Source organism: Peptoclostridium sp., from assembly GCF_009881055.1.
Taxonomy (GTDB): Bacteria; Bacillota; Clostridia; order Peptostreptococcales; family Peptostreptococcaceae; genus Peptoclostridium_A.
The window spans coordinates 1-18,726 of sequence record NZ_WXFG01000023.1; the positions used below are offsets into that span (position 1 = coordinate 1).

Genomic DNA, 18,726 nt, shown 5'->3' on the forward strand with positions numbered 1-18,726 from the left:
GACGTTAAGCACCATGAACTCGTCTTCTGTACCTGAAATTTCAAGCACCACGCTGTGGTAGTAGTCGGCCAGGACAGGCTTCTTGCCGCTGGAGTCAAGCTCTATTATGTCTTCGCCTTCAGGCGCTTCATACCTCTTGAGTATTATCTTGCCCTTTGAGTCCTTGTTGTAGTTGTTTATGTCCTTTCCACCTATGAGCACCCTTGCTCCTATCAGCTTCTGTATGTAGCTCTCACTTCCGCTTGGATCAGGGAGGAGGAAATTCTGGCCGCTTATAACTACGAGCGTCGCCTCAATTCCCGAGCCGACGTCGTCACCGCTGCCCTTCCCTGGAGAAAACGAGCTTATCTTGGGATCTGTGTACGTCTTTACGAATCTGAACTCTGCAGTGTCAATTCCGCCCTCGGAATTCATGACTTGGAGCTGGGTTACCCCTTCCCTGCCCTTGGGAGCCTTGAAGGTTATCTGCGTGCCATCGAGCTGTCTTTTTATTCCTGTGACCTCGTAGCCGTCTATGAATACCCTGACTCCGTCCTGGAAGTTGGAGCCTGTGATTGTAACAGTCTCACCGCCTTCCTTCATGACCGCATCAGGCGCTACGCTTTCTATGACGGGTACCTTGGCCGACGGCGGGCTTGCAAACTCCACTCCGTACGAGAGTATCCCCGTCTTTCCCTCTATGCTGGTGCTGTCCTTCATTGGATTTATGACCTTTACGTCTGCCTTTGCCGCTTTGGACACCGGTGTGCCCGCAGGTATTATGGCGACTATTCTGACTCCTGTCTGTCCTGGAGTGCTGCCGTCCACCTCGTTGTCGTTTTTGTCAAGCACCTTGAATTCAAGCTTATCTGGAGCAACGGAGCTCTCCGCCCCCCCGTAGGTGTTCTTGTTGAGCGTTATTTCCTTATTTCCAAGCTCGACTATTGGATATTTTATCTTTTCCTGTCCTTTGTCGTCTATGTATCTGTGCACCAGGAAGTTCTGGCCGGTTATTGATATCATTATGTCCTTCGTTGTGACGTAGCCTCCGTCGCCATTGCCTTCAACATATATCTTCGGCGGCGTTATTCCGCTGACTGTTGGTGTTATTGTGCCAGGCTGGTAGGTGTAGCCGTTTTTGAGCTCTGCCCTGTCCTTTAGTACTATCGTGTCCTCGTAGATGCTCCCGTCAGACGCCTTCTTGTTGACCTTTATGGTGGTTTCGGTTTCTATTACTACGCTTTTTGTGGGACTGGTCTCTGCGTCTGTAACCTGCGGAGTTATTACCTTCACCTTGTCAAGCTGCGAGTTGAAGCTGTAGTCGTATGCGCTCTCAGACGCCTTTGCAAAGCTGGCCACGTCGCCTATTATCACCCTGACTTTCCTTTTTGCGCTTGTCACCTCGTCGCCCTTGTAGGTTCCCTTGCCGTAGTCTATGTACATGGACTTGTCATCGCCCGCTGGGGCCAGCACTGTCGTCTTCGCATCCTGAGCGGAAATGAAATCGCTGAGGTTAAGCGAGCCTATGAATACGCCCGATATCTCCGTCTTGGAGCCCGAGTCCGGACCCGAGCCTGGGTTTAGCGGGGAGTATATCTTCATCTTCTGGCTGGCGCTTATTATGGTGAACTTGTCGCTTCCGTCGAATTCGTACTGCTGGTTGACCGACTTGTCCGGATCCGCTCCTGTTGGTATCTTGTTTGTTATTACGACGTAGTATTCGCCATTTTCAATTATGCCCTTTTTCTCGGCAGGCACCTTGACTGTCAGCACCTGCTTGCCGTTGGCATCCGGATTGGAGCCTGCGAATATGCACTTGTTGTCGTTCGTATACTTGTCCGTGAGATTCTTTAGGAGGAACACATCGACGTTGTCGACATCAAGTCCCGAAGTGGCCGTAAATGTTATTTCATCGCCGAACTGACCCCTGTTAGGGTTCATCGATATGCCCTCTATGTCCATGTCCCTTGTGAGCCTGAACTGGTCGTTGTAGGTATTCTGTATTGTTATTTCTACGTTTTTGCTGCCTGATGTGAAGTCTACGCTCTTTGAGTATGTCTTCTTGAACACTATGTTCTGGAGACCCAGGTTGCCGTTTAGCGCGCTTGTCGAAAGCTTTGAATCACTGCGCGGCTCTGTCTCAGGAATTAACACCGGAAGCGCAATCTGTCCCACAGCACCGGCCTTGTCTTCGAAGTAGCCGCCTACCGCAGCCCCTTCATAAGTTGTCCCCACCTTGTCGAGATTGGCCCCTGATATTGTAATGCCCTCCTCACCGGCAACTATGGCTCTGTCGGTTATGCCCGACATTGTCGGGAGTCCGCCCTGGTCTATTGGAATGTCCTTTGTGCCGACTGTTATGCTGTTTCCTATGAGGTTGTCCGCTATTAGAAATTCAACTACTCCGTCCGTGTTGATTTCTTTGTTTGTGTATGTCTTGAAGCCCTGGGAGGTCTCGGCCACTATGGCTATGTCCTTGAGCCCGGATCCCTTTATGCCTATCCTGGTCTGGGTTACCTTGTAGAGGCCGTCTGCGTGTATTTTGGTTATTAGGACCTTTTCTATGTAGTATGTGCCTGCGTCGAACGCGTAGGATTTTGCCATGTCGCCCCACGGCACGCTCCCAAGCGCCATGAGCATAGTAAGCAGCATGGCTGTAATCCTTTTCATAAGCTTTGAAGCCCTCTGTCTCTTGTTTGTCATGTCTGTAATCACCAGTCCTTTATCTGTTTATATCTATATGTCCATTGAATTTGGTCTAATCAGACGGGTTAAACTCCCGCATATGGTTTATCGGCTGTTTCGGATTTTTCTTTAATTTTTAAGATATATTATTATTTTATGCGCAGAGCGGCGCAGAATGTATAGTGCTCCAGTCCTACAAAACTGCAGAGACAAGCAATATTTCGAATAATTATTCATCTGTGTATAAGCTTTGCAGCATCGGGGTTTTACGTTTTCAACCGAATGAATTTCAGGGGCGAACAAAAATTTGCGGCTTGTTTATGCAATATGTCTTATGTATAATGTGGGCAAGCTCAGGATCCCGGTTTTTCCAGTATGTTCACGTCTTTGTTTTGCAGAGTATTTGCCGTTTTCGGGTTCGGGCTAACTTTTGGGAGGTGGAGGGGTTGTATGGAAGGAGTTGCGAGGAATACTGCAGCGAGACTCTCAGGAGCGATATGATCGTCTTCATAAGGGAGTGTCAAAGCATGGGGTATTGTCCCAGCCGCAAGGAGATAGGCGCAAAAGTCGGCAGGGCTCCGAGTGTTGTAAACAAGCATCTTCACAGGATGGCAAATGATGGCGTGCTGGAGCTGAAAGGGGTGAGAAGGATTGAATTTCTGTAATCAGGAAGGCAAATCAGCTGTAGTAGAGCAGGAGCATTTGGAGGCGCAAAGGCTTGCCGAGCTGGCCTGCTGTGGATGCAAGGACTCTACTTATGAGCTTGTGGAGCGCTTTACTCCGCTGCTTAGGGGCAAGTGCAGGCAGTATTTCGGCGTGGTGGATGAGGATCTGCTTCAGGACGGCATCGTAAAGCTGCTCGAGCTCATTCGCGACTTCGAGCCTCAGCGGGGAGCGAATTTTTGCGGCTATGCCAAATACATGATAAGTACGTTCTACTGGAACTTGAAGCGCAAAAGGATTCTCGAGGAGTCAAGGCGCGCGGAGGCGGATGTGAGCGACGAGCATTCCAAGTGTTCGGGGACTTGCGACGACGAGATAGCAGGGGTTGAAACCAGGATGGCGCTCGAGACTCTTCCTGAAGCTCAAAGGGATGTCATCGAGCTTATTTATATGCAGGGACTCAGCACTGATGAGACTGCAAAGCGGCTTGAGATTTCGTATTCGTATGCCTCCAAGCTTTCGCGGCGGGCTCTGCGGCAGTTGCGGGACGGGGCGTTTTCACAGGAAATGTGCCGCGGAAGCTGAGTGGTGTGTTTTTAATGATAAAACGGGATAGGCAAGCCTTTCAGATTGCTTCTGAGTTTGGCGTGCTTATCCCGTTTGTGTTTGTCAGGGTATGGCTATTTATTATTTTGCTTCCTTGAGAGTCGTTATGTCGTACCAGTTCTTTGCGGCGATTCTTTCTACTATGTTGAAGTCATTCTTGAGTTTTTCAACGTCTCCTCTTATGTGGGCAATTTCGTTGAACATCTGGTCGTGCTCGGCCTTGTTGACTTGAGCCGAATGCTCGAGAGCTCTAAGGAGTTGTGTATGTTCATCAAGAGTGCTTTTCATGCCGGTCATTTCAGTTTTGATACCGGAAATTTCATCTTTTATTCCGGAGATTTCACCTTTCATGCCAGACATGTCATTTTTGATTCCCGAGATTTCGCCTTTCATGTCGGTCATGTCATTTTTGATTCCTGAGATTTCGCCTTTCATGTCGGTCATATCACTTTGGATGTTTTTTAGTATTTCCAGAATTTCCTTTTCCATTTTTCATACCTCCGCCTCTGATTTTCCGATAAACAGGGGTGTGATTTTGCGGTTGGCCATATTATCTATGTTAAGCTTTCGGTTGTTTTTTCTAGGTTATCGGTATATCCATTATACCACATCAGGAATTTTTTTGGCTTTTTTGAAAATATAGTGCTAATTTCCGTCCCAGGCTGAATATATATAGTGAGTACAAAATTTCAAAGGAGGTTTTTATAATGGCTAATGTTGAAAAGGTGGCATCTAATCTTCAGCTGACTTATTCGATGGGGATTGGCAATGACGGCAAGGAGGTCTTCAAGAGGAAGACTTTCAAGAATTTCAGGCCGGAGGCTCTCGACGCTGATATTCTGGCGGTGGCGAGTGGGCTGGCGTCGGTGCAGGAGCCGGAGCTGAGCGAGGTTAAGCGCATAGATGAATCGGTGATTACGGCTTAATGGCGGCTTAAATTAACTCTTGCCTTCTATTCAGTTTTGGGATTCCCTCTAGCTTGCCTACGCCAAAGTTCTCGAATTTTGAGAACTCGCTTCGCTCAGACACTCAAAATTCTTCGGCTTTGTGCGCATGCTGTGCTGGGTAATCCAACAAAACTTGAATCAAGTCGGCATGCGAGTCAATTTATAGCCGCGCAAAACAAGCGCGAAACACTAAATTCGAGTAAGACGTCTGCCGCTCGACTCCGCCTCAAGGGGGGAAATGTGGGCAAAGGAAATAAAAACTGCGGTGCGATGGCGCCGCGAATAATTACTACATTATATATAGGGGGGTTTTTGATATGAAAAGGACAATCGAAATGAGTTTTGTGAAGGCCGATGGCAAGAGATATACTCTCAGGCTTGAGAATGCAAGGGAGGATGTCACTGGCGCAGAGATAGACGCTCTTATGGATTCTCTGGTGCAAAAGGATGTCTTTGTGTTTGACGGGGCAGCTATAGAAGGCAAGTCTGCAGCGAAGATAGTGTCTATAGACGAGACGCCTGTTGCTCTTAGCTAGGTCGCATTGCTATGGAGCAGCTTGTCTATCTGCTTTCGAACGTGGGCTTTCCCATTGTGATATGCCTGTATCTTCTCATGAGGATCGAGGAGAAGCTGGAGACTCTTACTAATGCGATAAGTTCTCTCGGAAGTGCTATAGCTTCGATGAGGGAATAAGCCCTCTTCGAGGAAATCCAATATGTGTTATGCAAAAGGCAGCCGCATGGCTGCCTTTTTGCTGCGCGTATACAAGGTCTCCGCACATGAATTCGATAACTAAAGCACAAGGCGGTTGGTTTTGCATATTACAGGATTCAAGCTAAATGCGCAGTCGACTTAATTCGCGTTTTGGTGAATTTGCCTGCGAAGGTCGCTGATTAAACCGCAGAATTATGAGTGTCTGAGCGCAGCGAGTTCTCAAAATTCAAGAGTTTAATCAAGGCCAAGCAGTTGCAAACCGCAAAACCGAATTGGAGACAAGCATTTACTTTAATCCGGTCTTAGAGAAGACTCATTAGATGCTCTCCTATTTTATCCCGCTCGAGTGTGGCTTTGAAGCTTTTTATGTTGTCTTGAAGTTTTGTGAGCTCATCGTGGTCGCCAAGGAGGCGTTCTATTTCTCCGGCGACTTCAAGGGTTGTATTTTTTACTGCTCCCAGAGCGTATTTTTTGATGAAGTTGGCGTTTTCCATCTCCTGTCCGATGTTTGGCATTTTGGCTATGAGCGGAGTTTCGCAGTTTATGGCCTCAAATAGCGTGACTCCTCCGGGTTTTGTGACAAGAAGGGTGGTTCTTCTCATAAGGAAGGCCGGGTCCTTGACATAGCCTATTATCCTTGTGTTCTGAAAGCCCTGGTTATGGAGGGTTTCGAAAAGCTCTCTGTTTTTGCCTGTTATTATGCTGGTTTCGACTCCGCTCATCTGGTCGAGCGTCCTGAGCAGCTCCATTTCGATGTCGAAGTGGCCTCTTCCGCCGCCCATAACCGTGACTCTTTTTACTTCCCCGGGTGATGGTTTTTTTATGTTTTCAGAGTCGAGAAAGCTTTTTCGCACAGGTATCCCCGTGACCTTGAGCCTGCTCTCGCTTATGCCTTTTTTTATGAGGCTATTTTTGATGCAGTCGGCCGGCAGTAGGTACAGGTCGGTTTCATCGCTCAGCCATTCGTAGCTGTCGACCACGTCCGTTATGCAGGTGGCCAGCGGCATGCTCGATTTTTGCTTTTTCTTGAAGCGCGAGACTATGTTGGAGCATAGCGGGAAGGTTGAGATTATGAGCCTCGGCTGCGTCTCGAGTATGTATTCGGTGAGGCGCTGGAGGCCCATTATGCTTGTTATCTCGTCTATGTAGTACTCCGTGCAGTCCTTGCGCTTCCTGTAGAAGTAGTTGTAGAGCTCGGGCATTTCCTTTGTTATGAGCTCATAGAGGTCGTATGCGTACTGCTCGAGCAGAGGGTTGGTCACGCTGAAAAGGTCCCTGATTTCTATGCTCAGGCTCTGGTCGAGCGCCAGCAACTGCTCCTTTATGGCCTTTGATACATTGTGGTGCCCGGAGCCGAAGAACGCCGTGAGTATTAGTATGTCTGTCTTTTTGGGCGCGGGCATTTTTGACGCTGCCGGGCTGCGCAGCTTGCCCAGGCCGTTTTTGACTGCCAGGCTTTTTAGCTTGCGCACCTCTTCTTTTATGTCCAGATCGCCCATTCTGCGGATCCCTGTATTCATGTTCTCTACCTCACACGCTTTATTTTAATATTTACCCTTAAGGGTGGTATGTAAAATATCCCCGCAAAATAAAATCCGGACTTCCCTTTTGAGGAGATCCGGATTTTTATTTTGACAAGAGTGGAACAGTAGAAGCGTCACGTCTCCAGCTTATTTGAAGTAGCCCTGGTAGAGCGGGAAGCTGCTCCCAAGCTCGGTGACTTTTCTGGCTATTCCCTCAAGGGCTGTTTTGTCTCCTATGTTGCAGGCTACTTCATCTATGAGCGCGGCTATCTGCTCGGCCTGCGCCTCTTTCATTCCCTTTATCGTCATGGCTGTTGTGCCTATTCTGACGCCGCTTGTCACTGTCGGTTTTTCGGGATCAAAAGGTATCATGTTCTTGTTCACTGTGATGCCTACGCTCTCGAGCGCCTCGTCTAGCTGGACTCCGGTAAGGCCCTTTGGTCTAACGTCTACCAGCATCAGGTGGTTGTCAGTGCCGCCTGTGACTATCCTAAAGCCCCTCTGCGAAAGTTCCTGGGCAAGCTTTTGGGCGTTCTTCACCACCTGCTGCATGCACTCCCTGTACTTGCTAGTCATGGCATTCTTGAAGGTGTGCGCCTTTGCTCCCATTACATGGAAATGCATTGAGCCCTGGACTCCCGGGAATATCCCCTTGTCCACCTTGCTGGCGTATTCCGCCCTGCAGAGTATGAAGCCGCCTCTTGCCCCCGCGAGTGTCTTTGTGGTTGTCGAGGTTACAAAATCCGCATAGGGCACAGGACTTGGTATCACCTTGGCTGCAACAAGGCCGGCTATGTGGGCCATGTCCACCATGAAATATGCTCCGACTTCCCTGGCTATTTCAGACATTCTCTCGTAGTCTATGAGCCTTGGATATGCGCTGGCTCCGGCTATGAGAAGCTTGGGCCTTTTTTCCTTCGCAAGCCTTTCAACCTCGTCGTAGTCTATGATCTCAGTCTCCCTGTCCAGACCGTAGGATATGCAGTTGTACATCCTGCCTGAAAAGTTGACGCCGCTGCCGTGCGTAAGGTGGCCGCCCTGGTCGAGCCTCATGCCGAGTATGGTGTCGCCCGGCTCGAGTATTGCAGAGTAGACCGCCTGGTTTGCCTGCGAGCCCGAGTGCGCCTGTATGTTGGCGTGTTCAGCACCGAAGAGCTCCTTGGCCCTTTCTATTCCAAGCGTCTCCATCTTGTCCACCTCATGGCAGCCGGCGTGGTATCTTTTTCCGGGATAGCCTTCGGCCGTCTTGTTTGTGAGCACGGAGCCCTGAAGCTCCATTATCGCCTCGGGAACGTAGCTTTCCGAAGCTATAAGTTCTATTCCGTTCCTTTGGCGCGATAGCTCCGCCTTTACTATGTCGTAGAGCGCCTGGTCTTTTTCCTTGAGACTCCTTAGCATATTCAATACCCCCGTTTGTATGTTTTTGTGCGGCTGCTTTGCACCGCCGGTGATGCTATTAGTATATGTTTATCCTTTATTTTGCAGTTCTAATCAACTCTTGGCTTTCCGTCTTTTTGTTAACAAAAATAAGTTCTTTTTTCAGATTTTTCAAAAAAATTATTTTTCCGATCGCATCTCCGTCGTCTTTCGGGTTTGTGACTAAAATGCAAGGAATGGGGTATTACTTTGAGAACGGAAGGTTTGCAGAGCTTTTTTCGCCATAGAATTATTTTATGGCGTCAGGCCGCATTGCCGCCTTTATAATTAACAAATTAACATTCGTAGGAAAAGGATATGCCCAGTGCTATAATATTGACATGCTATCCAGTTTTTTGATGCTTTGACGCTCATGTATTACGCGTTCTTATAATATAGATGGAATCGGAGGTATGAAAAATGAATAAGCCTTTAAACAGCAAGCTCCAGGAGCAGCATCCGGAGCTTTATGCGCAGGTTAGCGAGATTGTATCAAAGTGGGGCGCTTCCAGGGACAACCTCATAGCTGTTCTGCTGGATGTCCAGTCCAAAAGCAAGCAGAATTACCTTTCCAAGGAGGCTCTGCTGGCGGTGTCTGAGATAATGGGGATAATAGTCCAGGACGTATACGAGGTGGCTTCTTTCTACCATGCCCTATCGACCCGCCCAAGAGGCAAGTTCCTTGTGCAGCTCTGCCAGGGCACTTCATGCACTGTAAACAAGGTTGTAAACGTAAAGACTGCCCTTGAAGCTGAGCTTGGAATAATGATAGGAGGCTCGACGCCTGACGGGCTGTTCACTTTTGAATATACGCCGTGCTTTGGGGCGTGCGATGTTTCTCCGGCAATGAGACTTAACGGAAAGGTTGTCGGCAATCTCACACCGGAAAAGATAAAGCAGATCATAGGCGAGTGCAGGGAGGCGGCTGAAAATGAGTAAAACTGTAAGCGTTATATCCAAGAATTTTTACACGGTAAATCCTGATTCCATAGACGAGTACATAGCGGCGGGCGGCTTTGAGGCTCTCAAGAAGGCCGTCACTATGAAGCCCGAGGAGATAATAGAGATACTCAACAAATCCGACCTTCAGGGAAGGGGCGGTGCGGCCTTCTCAGTTGCAACCAAGTGGAACCACGCTGTCAGGGTACCGGCACCTGTAAAGGGCATCATGTGCAACGCCGACGAGGGCGAGCCTGGAACCTTCAAGGACAGGTCGCTGCTTGAGCACAATCCCTTCGGCGTGATAGAAGGCATGATAATAGGAGCCTACGTGGGCGGCGGCTCGGAGATGAACCACGCCAGGATATATATAAGGGAAGAATACACATACCTGCACGGCAGGGTGAGAAATGCCATAAAGCAGGCTGAGGAAAGGGGCTTCCTTGGAAACAACATACTCGGAACAGGCCTCAACATTGAAATGAAGGTCGTTTCGGGCGCGGGCGCATACGTTTGTGGCGAGAGCTCCGCACTGCTTGAGTCAACTGAGGGCAAGGCTGGAAGGCCAAGGATCAAGCCGCCAAGGCTTAACAACGTGGGCCTGTACAACCTTCCTACTCTGCTCAACAATGTGGAGTCCTACAGCATAGTTCCTATACTTGTAAGGGATGACAGCGAGTACAGAAGCTACGGCACTGAAAAAAGCATAGGAACTAAGATGATAAGCGTTTCGGGCAACGTCCAAAAGCCAGGAGTCTACGAGATTCCTTTTGGAACAACTATAAGGGAGGTTGTCTACGACATAGCCGGAGGCCTAAGCTCAGAGCTGCCGCTCAAGTTCGTACAGATAGGCGGAGCCTCTGGAGCCATAGTTCCTGCAAGAGAGCTTGACACTCCAATATCCTACGAGGGGCTTGCAGAGATAGGCGTAGCCGTAGGTTCGGGCGCCATTGTGGTTGCTGACGAATCCAACTCCATGCTCGACTACTTCGATTCGCTGGCGCACTTTTTCGCCGAGGAGTCGTGCGGCAAGTGTACTCCATGCAGGGAGGGCAACAGACAGCTTGTAAAAATGGTGGGCCTCATGAAGTCAGGCAAGGCCACTATGGCTGATTTCGACAGGCTTGTTGACATGCTGGGGCTCATGAAGGGCGCATCTTTCTGCGGCCTTGGCAAAACCGAACCAGCTCCCTTCCTTGCTGCAATAAAGCACTTCGAGGACGAGGTGAAAGGCTACTTCAAATAGCTGAATACTCCCGCAATGCCGGGAGTTTCAATATACAATGGAAGTCATCATCCATTGACCATCATTTGAAATCAAACTGTTTTTAAGCGGCAAAAACCCCCGAACTCTTGGTGTCCGGGGGTTTTGCATTTGGGGTCGTTTGTATTTAAAATTTGAAGGATTAGTTTTGGCAATTTTACAATTATCAATTAAAAATGTTGGCTTATGCGATGGCTTTTTTCTCTGCTTCTTTCTTTTCAAGCTCTGCGAAGTATTGCTTTGTCTCTGCTACTATTACTCCGCTGAGGCCTATTATAGCTATGAGGTTAGGTATAGCCATAAGGCCGTTGACTATGTCCGCTATTGTCCATATGAGGTTAAGCTTGAGGAATGGTCCAACAGCTACTAGAGCTATGAATATATATTTGTAAGTCTTTATTCCCTTTACTCCGAAAAGATATTCTGTACATCTTTCGCCGTAGTAGTTCCAGCCAAGTATTGTTGTGAAGGCGAAGAATATCAGTCCTATTGTAACTATGAGCTCGCCTGCCATCGGCATTGCCGAGAAGCCTTGTCTGAACGCCGCTGTAGTAGCTCCTGCTCCTTCAAGCGATGCGTCGTTCCATACGCCAGTTATTACTAGTGTAAGTCCTGTCATAGTACATATTATTATTGTGTCGAAAAATGTTCCTGTCATCTGTACAAGACCCTGTCTTACGCATGATCTTGTCTTTGCAGCCGCCGCTGCTATAGGTGCTGATCCAAGACCTGACTCGTTTGAGAATACTCCCCTTGAAACTCCGCTCTTTAGAGCTACCATTATTGTGGCTCCTGCAAAACCGCCCGCAGCCGCATGTCCTGTGAATGCGCTTTTTACTATAAGTGCTATAGTTGCTGGAAGCTGAGCTGCATTAAGTGCAAGTATCAGTACAACACCAACTATGTAGAATACAGCCATGAAAGGCACTATAAGCTCAGACGCCTTAGATATGCTCTTTATTCCTCCGAGTGTAACAGCTGCAGTAGCTACTGTAAGCACTATTCCAGTTACTATTACCGGTATTTTGAAGGAAATCTCTACCGCTGAAGTTATTGAGTTGACCTGAGCAAATGTTCCTATTCCAAAGAACGCAACGCCTATTCCGAATATTGCAAAGCATCTTGCAAGGAACTTGTTGTTTAGTCCTCTTTCGATGTAGTACATAGGTCCGCCGGACATCTGTCCATTTTCGTCAGTAACCCTGTACTTGACTGCAAGCAGCGCCTCGGCGTATTTTGTAGCCATGCCGAAAAGTGCGGCCATCCACATCCAGAAAAGCGCTCCCGGACCTCCAAGCCTTATTGCCGTTGCAACACCGACGATGTTACCTGTACCTATTGTTGCTGAAAGAGCCGTACAAACAGCTCCGAACGCCGAAACGTCGCCGTCGATCTTCATGTCCTTGGCTTCTGGGTCTTCAGTGAAAAGATACTTAAGAGCCAGCGGAAGCTTAGTTACCTGAAGAAAGCCCAGTCTGATTGTCAGGTATATACCTGTTCCCATTAGGAGTATCAGCAGCGGCGGGCCCCATAGGAATGTGTTTACCGCTTGGAAAAATGAATTGACTTGCTCCATTTTGTTTACCTCCTGCTTTTTTTGAAATTTTTTAAAACAAAAAAGCAGGGACAATCTGATATACAGGAAGAATAATAAAAGATGATTGCTCTTTGGCTATTCCCGTATTCAAATTCCCCTGTCCTTTTACCTGAGAGATTCGCCGCCTTCATATTGCATACAGAATTCAATATGCATTATACTGCATGTTTTGTGCAGAATATAATGTGCATAATCCGGTATACATATGCGCGCGGCTTGCTCCTTCGGTGCTCTGTCGAGTCTCTCCAGAGGTTTGTCCAATAGCGGTCCTAAGACCTGAAAGCTTCACTTCTTCGGTGCCCGAATGGGCTCTCCCGCTATCTTCATCCAAAACTATTAATTTGTTGATTTCTTAATTACGATTATAGTATAGAAATTATTGATTGTCAACAATGTAACAACTTGTTTTTGAATGGGAACATTTTCAATCAGGCGTATTCATCCCAGCGCTCAAAGTGTTGATTTTGGCTGTTTTTAAAATTGTGCGTTTATGCAAACAATTCATCCGCACTCAAAATAAGCAAAAATATTTTTTTATGCCCGGATTTTTCACGCTGTAAAATGATGCTTTATGAATGTTCTTGAGGTTTTATTGCGGATGCGTGTTTTGGCAGAGCTTTATTGTTATATTATTATCATTTTAAATTGCGCATTATTCTGTTTTCTGCCACTTGCATGCTTTGCAATTACTATGTTTTAAAAATTCAAAATCTTCAGATATGGTATGCATAGCCTAAACATCCGATTTTCAGTCTGGCGCAGTCTGATGTAAGAGACAAAAAGACAGGGGGACGGTTCTCGTGGCAAGTCACGCCACGAGAACCGTCCCCCTGTCTTTTTGTAATTTTGTTTTGCGTTTTCGTCAAAAAATAAAAAAACCGCCTGGGCAGTTTGTATGTTTTAAGGAAAAATTCAGTTCTCTGTCCTTTTACCTGAGAGATTCATCTAATTCCAGATCTAAAAAAGGGATGAGCTTTTTATATAAAAAAGATCTCGATTAAATTTGCTCCTTCGGTGCCTTATATATGGTCTCTCCAGAGTATCGTCTTGATGACAGTCCTAGGCCTGAAAGCTTTACTTCTTCGGCGCCCCTCTTGGGTCTCTCCTGCCACCTTCATCCGATAATAAGATATTGGCAAATAATTATGGATTGCACAGTACCGCACTGCGCAATTGTTATTATATATCCTCACAGATATAAAGTCAACCGTATTTATAGATTATTTTTGGATTTAAACGTCAAAGACAGAGGGACGGTTCTTGTGGCTTGAGTAAGCCACAAGAACCGTCCCTCTGTCTTTTTGATTATGCTATGTTGGCTTCTCGTTTTTTCTCTTCCAGATAAGCGCACATGGCATGGAAGTCCTTGAGCCACTTTATCCTGGCCAGATCCCTGAGATCCACTACTATGCCTGTGGCCTTTTGCCTTATGGCCTCCATATCGTAGAGCTCGCACTTTACAAAACCGCCCTCAGTCCAGACGTATTTGCACGGTTCGTAGTCGTGCCAGTTGTTTTCGAAATATTTTACCTTGGCAAAGCAGAGCCTATGTATGTGGAATATCATTCCTATAACAGTTGACTTCAATGCAAGCTTGTAGCTGAAATACTCCTGAGTGGGATATTTGGGCTCTCTCTTCTCCCAGTACAGGTTCGAATTGAATTTAAGGCCGTATTTGTCGAGCACTCTGCACTTTTCAGCGCCGAGCTCCTCTCTCATGTAGTTTTCTCTTATTTCGTCGTCGCAAGTCCTCAAAAAATCATAATTCAAAATGAGCACCTCCATATGTCATGCTTTCTGCACTGCTTATATATATTATGCTATGAGGTGTGGATTTACTCAAATTGTAAAATCGCATTGAAGCGCTGGGATGGATAGAAAAGGTTAATTGAAGAGATGAGAGGATAGTAATGAACTGCGATGCCAGAAGGGGAACCAATACTTAGACTGGTTCCCCTTTTAGTTCAATGAGTTGTGCAGTTGGTGAGAGGTACCGCAATCACTGGTTGGCGTCAATCCATATCGAATATATCTCTTCCGTGTATTTGTTGTATGAAAACTTGACTGTTTCGCCGCCTTCCGCCAGCATGCCAAACAGCTCCACAGGGTCCATGCCCTCATCCTCTATCTCCATGTAGCCGTCCCGGAATACGAAATCAGCATCCTCGGCACATGCAAACGACCTCTCATTGCCGTCTACATCGATTACAAAGCACTCCCTTAAATCAGGGTCCACGCTAAGAAGAACACCCTGGGCTATTTTAGCGTCTGGTTGAGCGCCTAAGTCCTCAACTGCAACAAGCTTTCCATCCTCGATATAGGCCGCCACGAGGTCTCCCTCGTCAAAGCCTTCAACGTTTATGCTCATGCCGCCCCCGAAGCCTATGGCGTCGTCCTCTGTCCTGTAGCTTGTACCTTCAATGGATATGTATCGATTGTCTGCAGATGTCAGCTCCCCCGATACGAATTCAAGTTCCTCGTCTTCAACTATCTTTATCTTGTCTGATGTTGCTATTTGGAATGCAATAAGTCTTCCAAACAGCATCAGATCCTTGTACTCGTCCTCAAGCTTGTAGCTTTTGACTCCCTCCGAGCCGTACTCCTGCAGCTCGACGTATTTGTAGTCCCCAAGGCTGAAATTGTCCAAGACGTAGCCCACCTTGGTATCCTCCTTGATGCCCTCCAGATTGCTCCAGATGGCCATCATGAGCAGATAGTCGCCGTCCGTATCGGCTATTACCTCGACGTCGCCAACAACCTCTCTGCCTTTGAATTTGTCCCAGGTAAGGCGCTTGACCTTGTCGGGATCCTGCTCCGAGTAGTCGAAAAACACCGTGTCGGAATCCACCTTGTATGTCTGGCCTCCTATTTCAACGGAATCCTCGGTGAAATCGTCGCCGGAGTTTATAATGCTTATGTCATCAGTGTATATTATGTTTTCCGAGAAATCGTCGCTGAGATTCTTTATGGTGCCTGTGTTTATCTGGGAGTACTTCACTATAGTCCCGACTTCCACTCTGCTTTTAAGGTATTCGTACTCCTCGGAATCCTCAAAGGCAAACACGCGCTTGGAGCCAGCCTGGGTCAAAAGCTTTATCTCGCCCCGCACGGCATCCCCGTAATCCAGCAGCACGCCGTACTGGTCAATGACAAGGCTGAAGTTGCCTTCAATATAGATTACGTCATCCGCATAGTTCCTGTATATCTTGACCTTTTGGTTGTAGAATTCATTCAGACTCGATGCTATTGAAGAGCTGCCTTCAGAACCGGCTCTTACCCTTTTTCCGCCGTTGTAGGAGTACGCAAAGCTGTCTGCAAGCTGGTATGAATCCGTGACGCCCTTGAGCCTGAAGGTTATGCTTTTGCCGTTTGAGCCTCCCGACACCCTCTCGAAGGTGCCTTCCGCGTTGTTCCTGAATACGTAGACCGGACTTGTTTTCGTAATCTTGTTCTCATTCCCTACCCTGAACACGTCGCCGGCCTTAAGCGTACCAAAATCGGCCTTCTGGACGCTTCCTCCCGAAGAAACCACATAGAACTCATAGGCCGCCTTGCTGCCACTTAGTGTCAAGCTGTCCTCGACTCCTCCTTGCGTATCTATGCACATTACTCTACCTGTCTGCGCATCCAAGCTCTTTACGACAAAATCCCCAGAGTCCCAGGATATGAGGTTTGCATACTCCAGCCTTCCTTTTTCAACAACAAAGCTGCCGTACGCATCCTGCACCAGAACGCTTTCATATTCTTCGGAATTCACGTTCTTGCCGTCTAGCATTATGGTCGAGTCGGAATCCACCTCGATATAGCTTTCCTCTCCTGCAAGCTTTATCATTCCATAAGGCTTCTGGTCGTAAGCATTGTCAACCGTCTTCATTCCGACCGTTTGTACCGCATTGCCATTGACTGCATTGCTCGGTCTTGGCACATACAGTATGTTCTCGTCCTTGTCCACATATAAAACGAGCTCCTCACCCGGCTGCATGTAAATGCCGCTTGGATTGGCAAAGATGTATTTTTCTCCGCTTCTTGCCATGCCGCCGTCGAGCTCCGAATCACTCGTGATCTCGAATTCCATGCTTTCTATGTCAAGGTAGTTCGTCAGCTTCAATAGCCTTGCGCCCCTTACCTGGTATATTCCCCTCTTTTTAGACATGAGCATTCTGCCCTCGTCATCGCCAAAGAGATACTTTCCATGAAGGGCGTTCCTGACCATGAGAGCCGCATCCCCCCTGCCGAGGGCTGCTGAGTGCTCGCCCTCCGCTCCCGATAGTATCCCCAGCTCCGCGGCCTTGGATATGTAGTTGGCGGGCCAGCTGCCCTGTACGTATGAGTCATTGTAGCCAAAGCATCTGACAAGCATTGCCGCCGCCTGGGCTCTTGTGACGCTCTCCTCGGGCCTGAAGCTTCCATCCTCGAAACCTCTAGTCATTCCCACGCTTACTGCCATGCTCACATAGTGATGCGACCACCTGTCCTTTTCCACGTCTGTGAATATCTGCTCACCCTTTGAAAGCAGAGCCTCCTTTTCCAGACCCAGCACGCCCACAAGCAGCTTTGCAAACTCCTCTCTTGTTATTCCCTGCTCCGGGTGGAATTTGCCGTCTTCCTTTCCGTGTGCAAGACCAAGCCCCATGAGAAAGTCAGCTGCCTCTTGGGCCTTTTCGCTCACGTCATAAACCGGCTCTTCATTTGCCGGTTCTTCCTGTACCACGGCCTCCTTAGCCACATCCGGCGCTGCCTCTTTCTGCTCCGCAGCCTCCTGTGTTGTTTCCGACACAGCTTCCTGGCCGTATGACACCTGGCCGAGCATCAGGGCTGTTGTCAATAAAAAGCAAATGGCTGCAGGCTTAATTCTGGTGTTATGTCTCACTATACCACCCTCCATGGACCGCTTAAATAAAATAGCGTATGAAAAATATATTTTGCATTTTAAATAACCACTTTCACTATTCCACTATCTGTATGTCCACACTGCTTGTATGTTCACATTATACCACAATTATCATTTTTAATAACATGCACGCCATTCTAAGGTTAGTGTTAAGTATTTATGGTCAAATATTTCATCTTTCCTTTTAGCTTGATTTTAAGCTTGTGATTCTGTGTGAGAATCGTTTTAAGAAGTTCCTGATCTCAAAAAAGAGAACCGATCTAAGATCGGTTCTCTTTTGGCTTCAATAGCTTGTCAACTTGGTGCAAGGCACCGTTAAATTAAGGGGCTTCAGTAACTGTTGCTATCGCAGTATCAAGAGTGTTTAGTATGCCAGCTAGCCCGTCGAATTCAGCAGGTGCATTTGCTATGAATTCAGCTACTACTAGATCCGTATTTTCTGGGCTCAGATCATAGTATGCATCGTATACGTAGTCCGATGTAGCAGTTGGATTAGTAGATCCGACAGCCAGAGAAGCAGGTATGTTGTTTAGTGCTGCCTCAACTGCTACTGCTTGCTCGTTTACTTCTAATGTAGCTGGGTCATCTACAGTTTCAAGAGCAGTGTTGATTCCATTTATCCACTCAGGCATCTCTTCAATCACTGTTTGCAAACCGTTATTGTGCGAGTGGAACACAAGTCCCCATCTGTTGGCGTCAAATCCAAGATCATCATTTCTAACTGATAGCATGATTTTTGCAACAGCTTCTTTCTCAGTATCAGCTAAAGCTGTATAAGTGTCGAATGCAGTTTGAGCACTAGCACTAAGAATTCCAGCATCAGTCATTGCGTTAACGAAAGCCGTTATGGCTGTCTCCATGTCCGCTGGGTTTATAGCCGCATTTACATCAACCCTTGCATTTGTGGCGTCTACTACAGCCTGAACCGCTGCCACCGAGCCAGACAGTGGATCTGCAACCGAATCTGCTGCATCTTGGAAATCACTTATGTCATCAAAATACTCTGCTGCGTTGCCAGGTACAACATTTTCCAAGCCGAGAGCTGCATCCTGGAGCGCGGCGAGCAAATTGGCGTCAGTAACAGCAGGATCGGCTGGGTCCAGAGCGTCCAGAGCATCCAGAGCCGCAGCTATTTCCGCGTCGTTTTCACCTACAGCATCTCCGTTACCAGCCTCATATACAGTGCTCTCACCTGCAGAGTCTATGTATGTTATTTCTGGCCACTGGCCTATTTGCTCTTCTGTTAAAGCTGTGTTTCCAAATATCGTTCTCCACTGAGTCATTAGATTGATTTTATAATAGAATTGATTAGTTCCCTGTGGAACTGCGTTTATAGCCTGCTGTATCTCCCCCTTATATGCTGCATCAAACAGAAGATTAACGTCGTAGGCCTTACTTCCAATAATTATAGATTGCGATGGCACTTCTGCGAATGCTGCACTTCCCATCAACATTGTTGCAACTGTCGCTAATGAAACTAATTTTTTCAACTTCATTTTAA

The 18,726-nt window shown here is 47.5% G+C and carries 15 protein-coding genes and 3 riboswitches; of the genes, 7 read left to right on the forward strand and 8 right to left on the reverse strand.

Features of this window, described 5'->3' with window-relative positions:
• The coding region (locus GT589_RS05765) for an IPT/TIG domain-containing protein (RefSeq protein WP_293397355.1) at nucleotides 1–2,682 on the reverse strand (2,682 nt) is incomplete at its 3' end.
• Between the two features lie 428 nt (nucleotides 2,683–3,110).
• Between GT589_RS05765 and GT589_RS05770 the strand changes: the two genes are divergently transcribed.
• Both GT589_RS05770 and GT589_RS05775 read left to right on the forward strand, forming a co-directional pair.
• Nucleotides 3,111–3,329 (forward strand): hypothetical protein, encoded by a 219-nt coding sequence (locus GT589_RS05770; RefSeq protein ID WP_293397358.1) that lies wholly within the window; start codon nucleotides 3,111–3,113, stop codon nucleotides 3,327–3,329.
• Nucleotides 3,316–3,912: a sigma-70 family RNA polymerase sigma factor gene (locus GT589_RS05775; RefSeq protein WP_293397361.1), complete on the forward strand. Its 597-nt coding sequence runs from the start codon at nucleotides 3,316–3,318 to the stop codon at nucleotides 3,910–3,912. The genes GT589_RS05770 and GT589_RS05775 overlap by 14 nt, the downstream gene beginning before the upstream one ends.
• Nucleotides 3,913–4,014: 102 nt before the next feature.
• Here the strand turns inward: GT589_RS05775 and GT589_RS05780 are convergent, their stop codons facing one another.
• A complete protein-coding gene (locus GT589_RS05780; protein ID WP_293397364.1) occupies nucleotides 4,015–4,422 on the reverse strand; it encodes a hypothetical protein in 408 nt (135 codons plus the stop codon).
• Nucleotides 4,423–4,640: 218 nt separating this feature from the next.
• On the opposite strand from GT589_RS05780, the gene GT589_RS05785 reads away from it, so the two are divergent.
• The 3 genes from GT589_RS05785 (at nucleotide 4,641) to GT589_RS05795 (ending at nucleotide 5,574) form a co-directional block, all read left to right on the forward strand.
• Nucleotides 4,641–4,859 carry a DUF1659 domain-containing protein gene (locus tag GT589_RS05785; RefSeq protein WP_293397367.1) on the forward strand — a complete coding sequence of 73 codons (219 nt, stop codon included), beginning with the start codon at nucleotides 4,641–4,643 and terminating at the stop codon, nucleotides 4,857–4,859.
• A 338-nt stretch (nucleotides 4,860–5,197) separates the two neighbouring features.
• Nucleotides 5,198–5,416, forward strand: coding sequence for a DUF2922 domain-containing protein (locus GT589_RS05790; protein ID WP_293397370.1), 219 nt, complete (start codon nucleotides 5,198–5,200; stop codon nucleotides 5,414–5,416).
• A gap of 11 nt (nucleotides 5,417–5,427) precedes the next feature.
• A complete protein-coding gene (locus tag GT589_RS05795; protein WP_293397372.1) occupies nucleotides 5,428–5,574 on the forward strand; it encodes a YvrJ family protein in 147 nt (48 codons plus the stop codon).
• 323 nt (nucleotides 5,575–5,897) lie between these two features.
• Here GT589_RS05795 and GT589_RS05800 read toward each other — a convergent pair whose 3' ends face one another.
• On the reverse strand, nucleotides 5,898–7,115 hold the full coding sequence (locus GT589_RS05800; RefSeq protein ID WP_293397375.1) for an MGDG synthase family glycosyltransferase: 1,218 nt from the start codon (nucleotides 7,113–7,115) through the stop codon (nucleotides 5,898–5,900).
• A 150-nt stretch (nucleotides 7,116–7,265) separates the two neighbouring features.
• Nucleotides 7,266–8,516 carry a serine hydroxymethyltransferase gene (gene glyA / locus GT589_RS05805; RefSeq protein WP_293397378.1) on the reverse strand — a complete coding sequence of 417 codons (1,251 nt, stop codon included), beginning with the start codon at nucleotides 8,514–8,516 and terminating at the stop codon, nucleotides 7,266–7,268.
• 438 nt (nucleotides 8,517–8,954) lie between these two features.
• Here glyA and GT589_RS05810 point away from each other — a divergent pair, with 438 nt between their 5' ends.
• The gene (locus GT589_RS05810) at nucleotides 8,955–9,473 is read left to right on the forward strand and encodes an NADH-quinone oxidoreductase subunit NuoE family protein (RefSeq protein ID WP_293397381.1); all 519 of its coding nucleotides are present in this window, start codon (nucleotides 8,955–8,957) and stop codon (nucleotides 9,471–9,473) included.
• Nucleotides 9,466–10,719, forward strand: a complete 1,254-nt coding sequence (locus GT589_RS05815) for a complex I 51 kDa subunit family protein (protein WP_293397384.1) — start codon at nucleotides 9,466–9,468, stop codon at nucleotides 10,717–10,719. Before GT589_RS05810 ends, GT589_RS05815 begins: the two co-directional genes overlap by 8 nt.
• A 202-nt stretch (nucleotides 10,720–10,921) precedes the next feature.
• On the opposite strand, the gene GT589_RS05820 is transcribed toward GT589_RS05815, so the two are convergent.
• The 4 genes from GT589_RS05820 to GT589_RS05835 form a co-directional block, all read right to left on the reverse strand.
• The gene (locus tag GT589_RS05820; RefSeq protein WP_293397386.1) at nucleotides 10,922–12,313 is read right to left on the reverse strand and encodes an alanine/glycine:cation symporter family protein; all 1,392 of its coding nucleotides are present in this window, start codon (nucleotides 12,311–12,313) and stop codon (nucleotides 10,922–10,924) included.
• A 115-nt stretch (nucleotides 12,314–12,428) separates the two neighbouring features.
• Nucleotides 12,429–12,586, reverse strand: a riboswitch (glycine riboswitch).
• A 2-nt stretch (nucleotides 12,587–12,588) separates the two neighbouring features.
• Nucleotides 12,589–12,661: riboswitch (glycine riboswitch) on the reverse strand.
• A 583-nt stretch (nucleotides 12,662–13,244) separates the two neighbouring features.
• A riboswitch (glycine riboswitch) is annotated at nucleotides 13,245–13,382 on the reverse strand.
• A 257-nt stretch (nucleotides 13,383–13,639) separates the two neighbouring features.
• The gene (locus GT589_RS05825; protein WP_293397389.1) at nucleotides 13,640–14,104 is read right to left on the reverse strand and encodes a hypothetical protein; all 465 of its coding nucleotides are present in this window, start codon (nucleotides 14,102–14,104) and stop codon (nucleotides 13,640–13,642) included.
• A 229-nt stretch (nucleotides 14,105–14,333) separates the two neighbouring features.
• Entirely contained in the window at nucleotides 14,334–17,159 is a 2,826-nt protein-coding gene (locus tag GT589_RS05830) for an S-layer homology domain-containing protein (RefSeq protein ID WP_293397392.1), read from the reverse strand.
• 386 nt (nucleotides 17,160–17,545) lie between these two features.
• Complete coding sequence (locus GT589_RS05835; protein ID WP_293397394.1) at nucleotides 17,546–18,715, reverse strand: hypothetical protein; 1,170 nt, start codon at nucleotides 18,713–18,715, stop codon at nucleotides 17,546–17,548.
• Nucleotides 18,716–18,726: the final 11 nt, after the last annotated feature.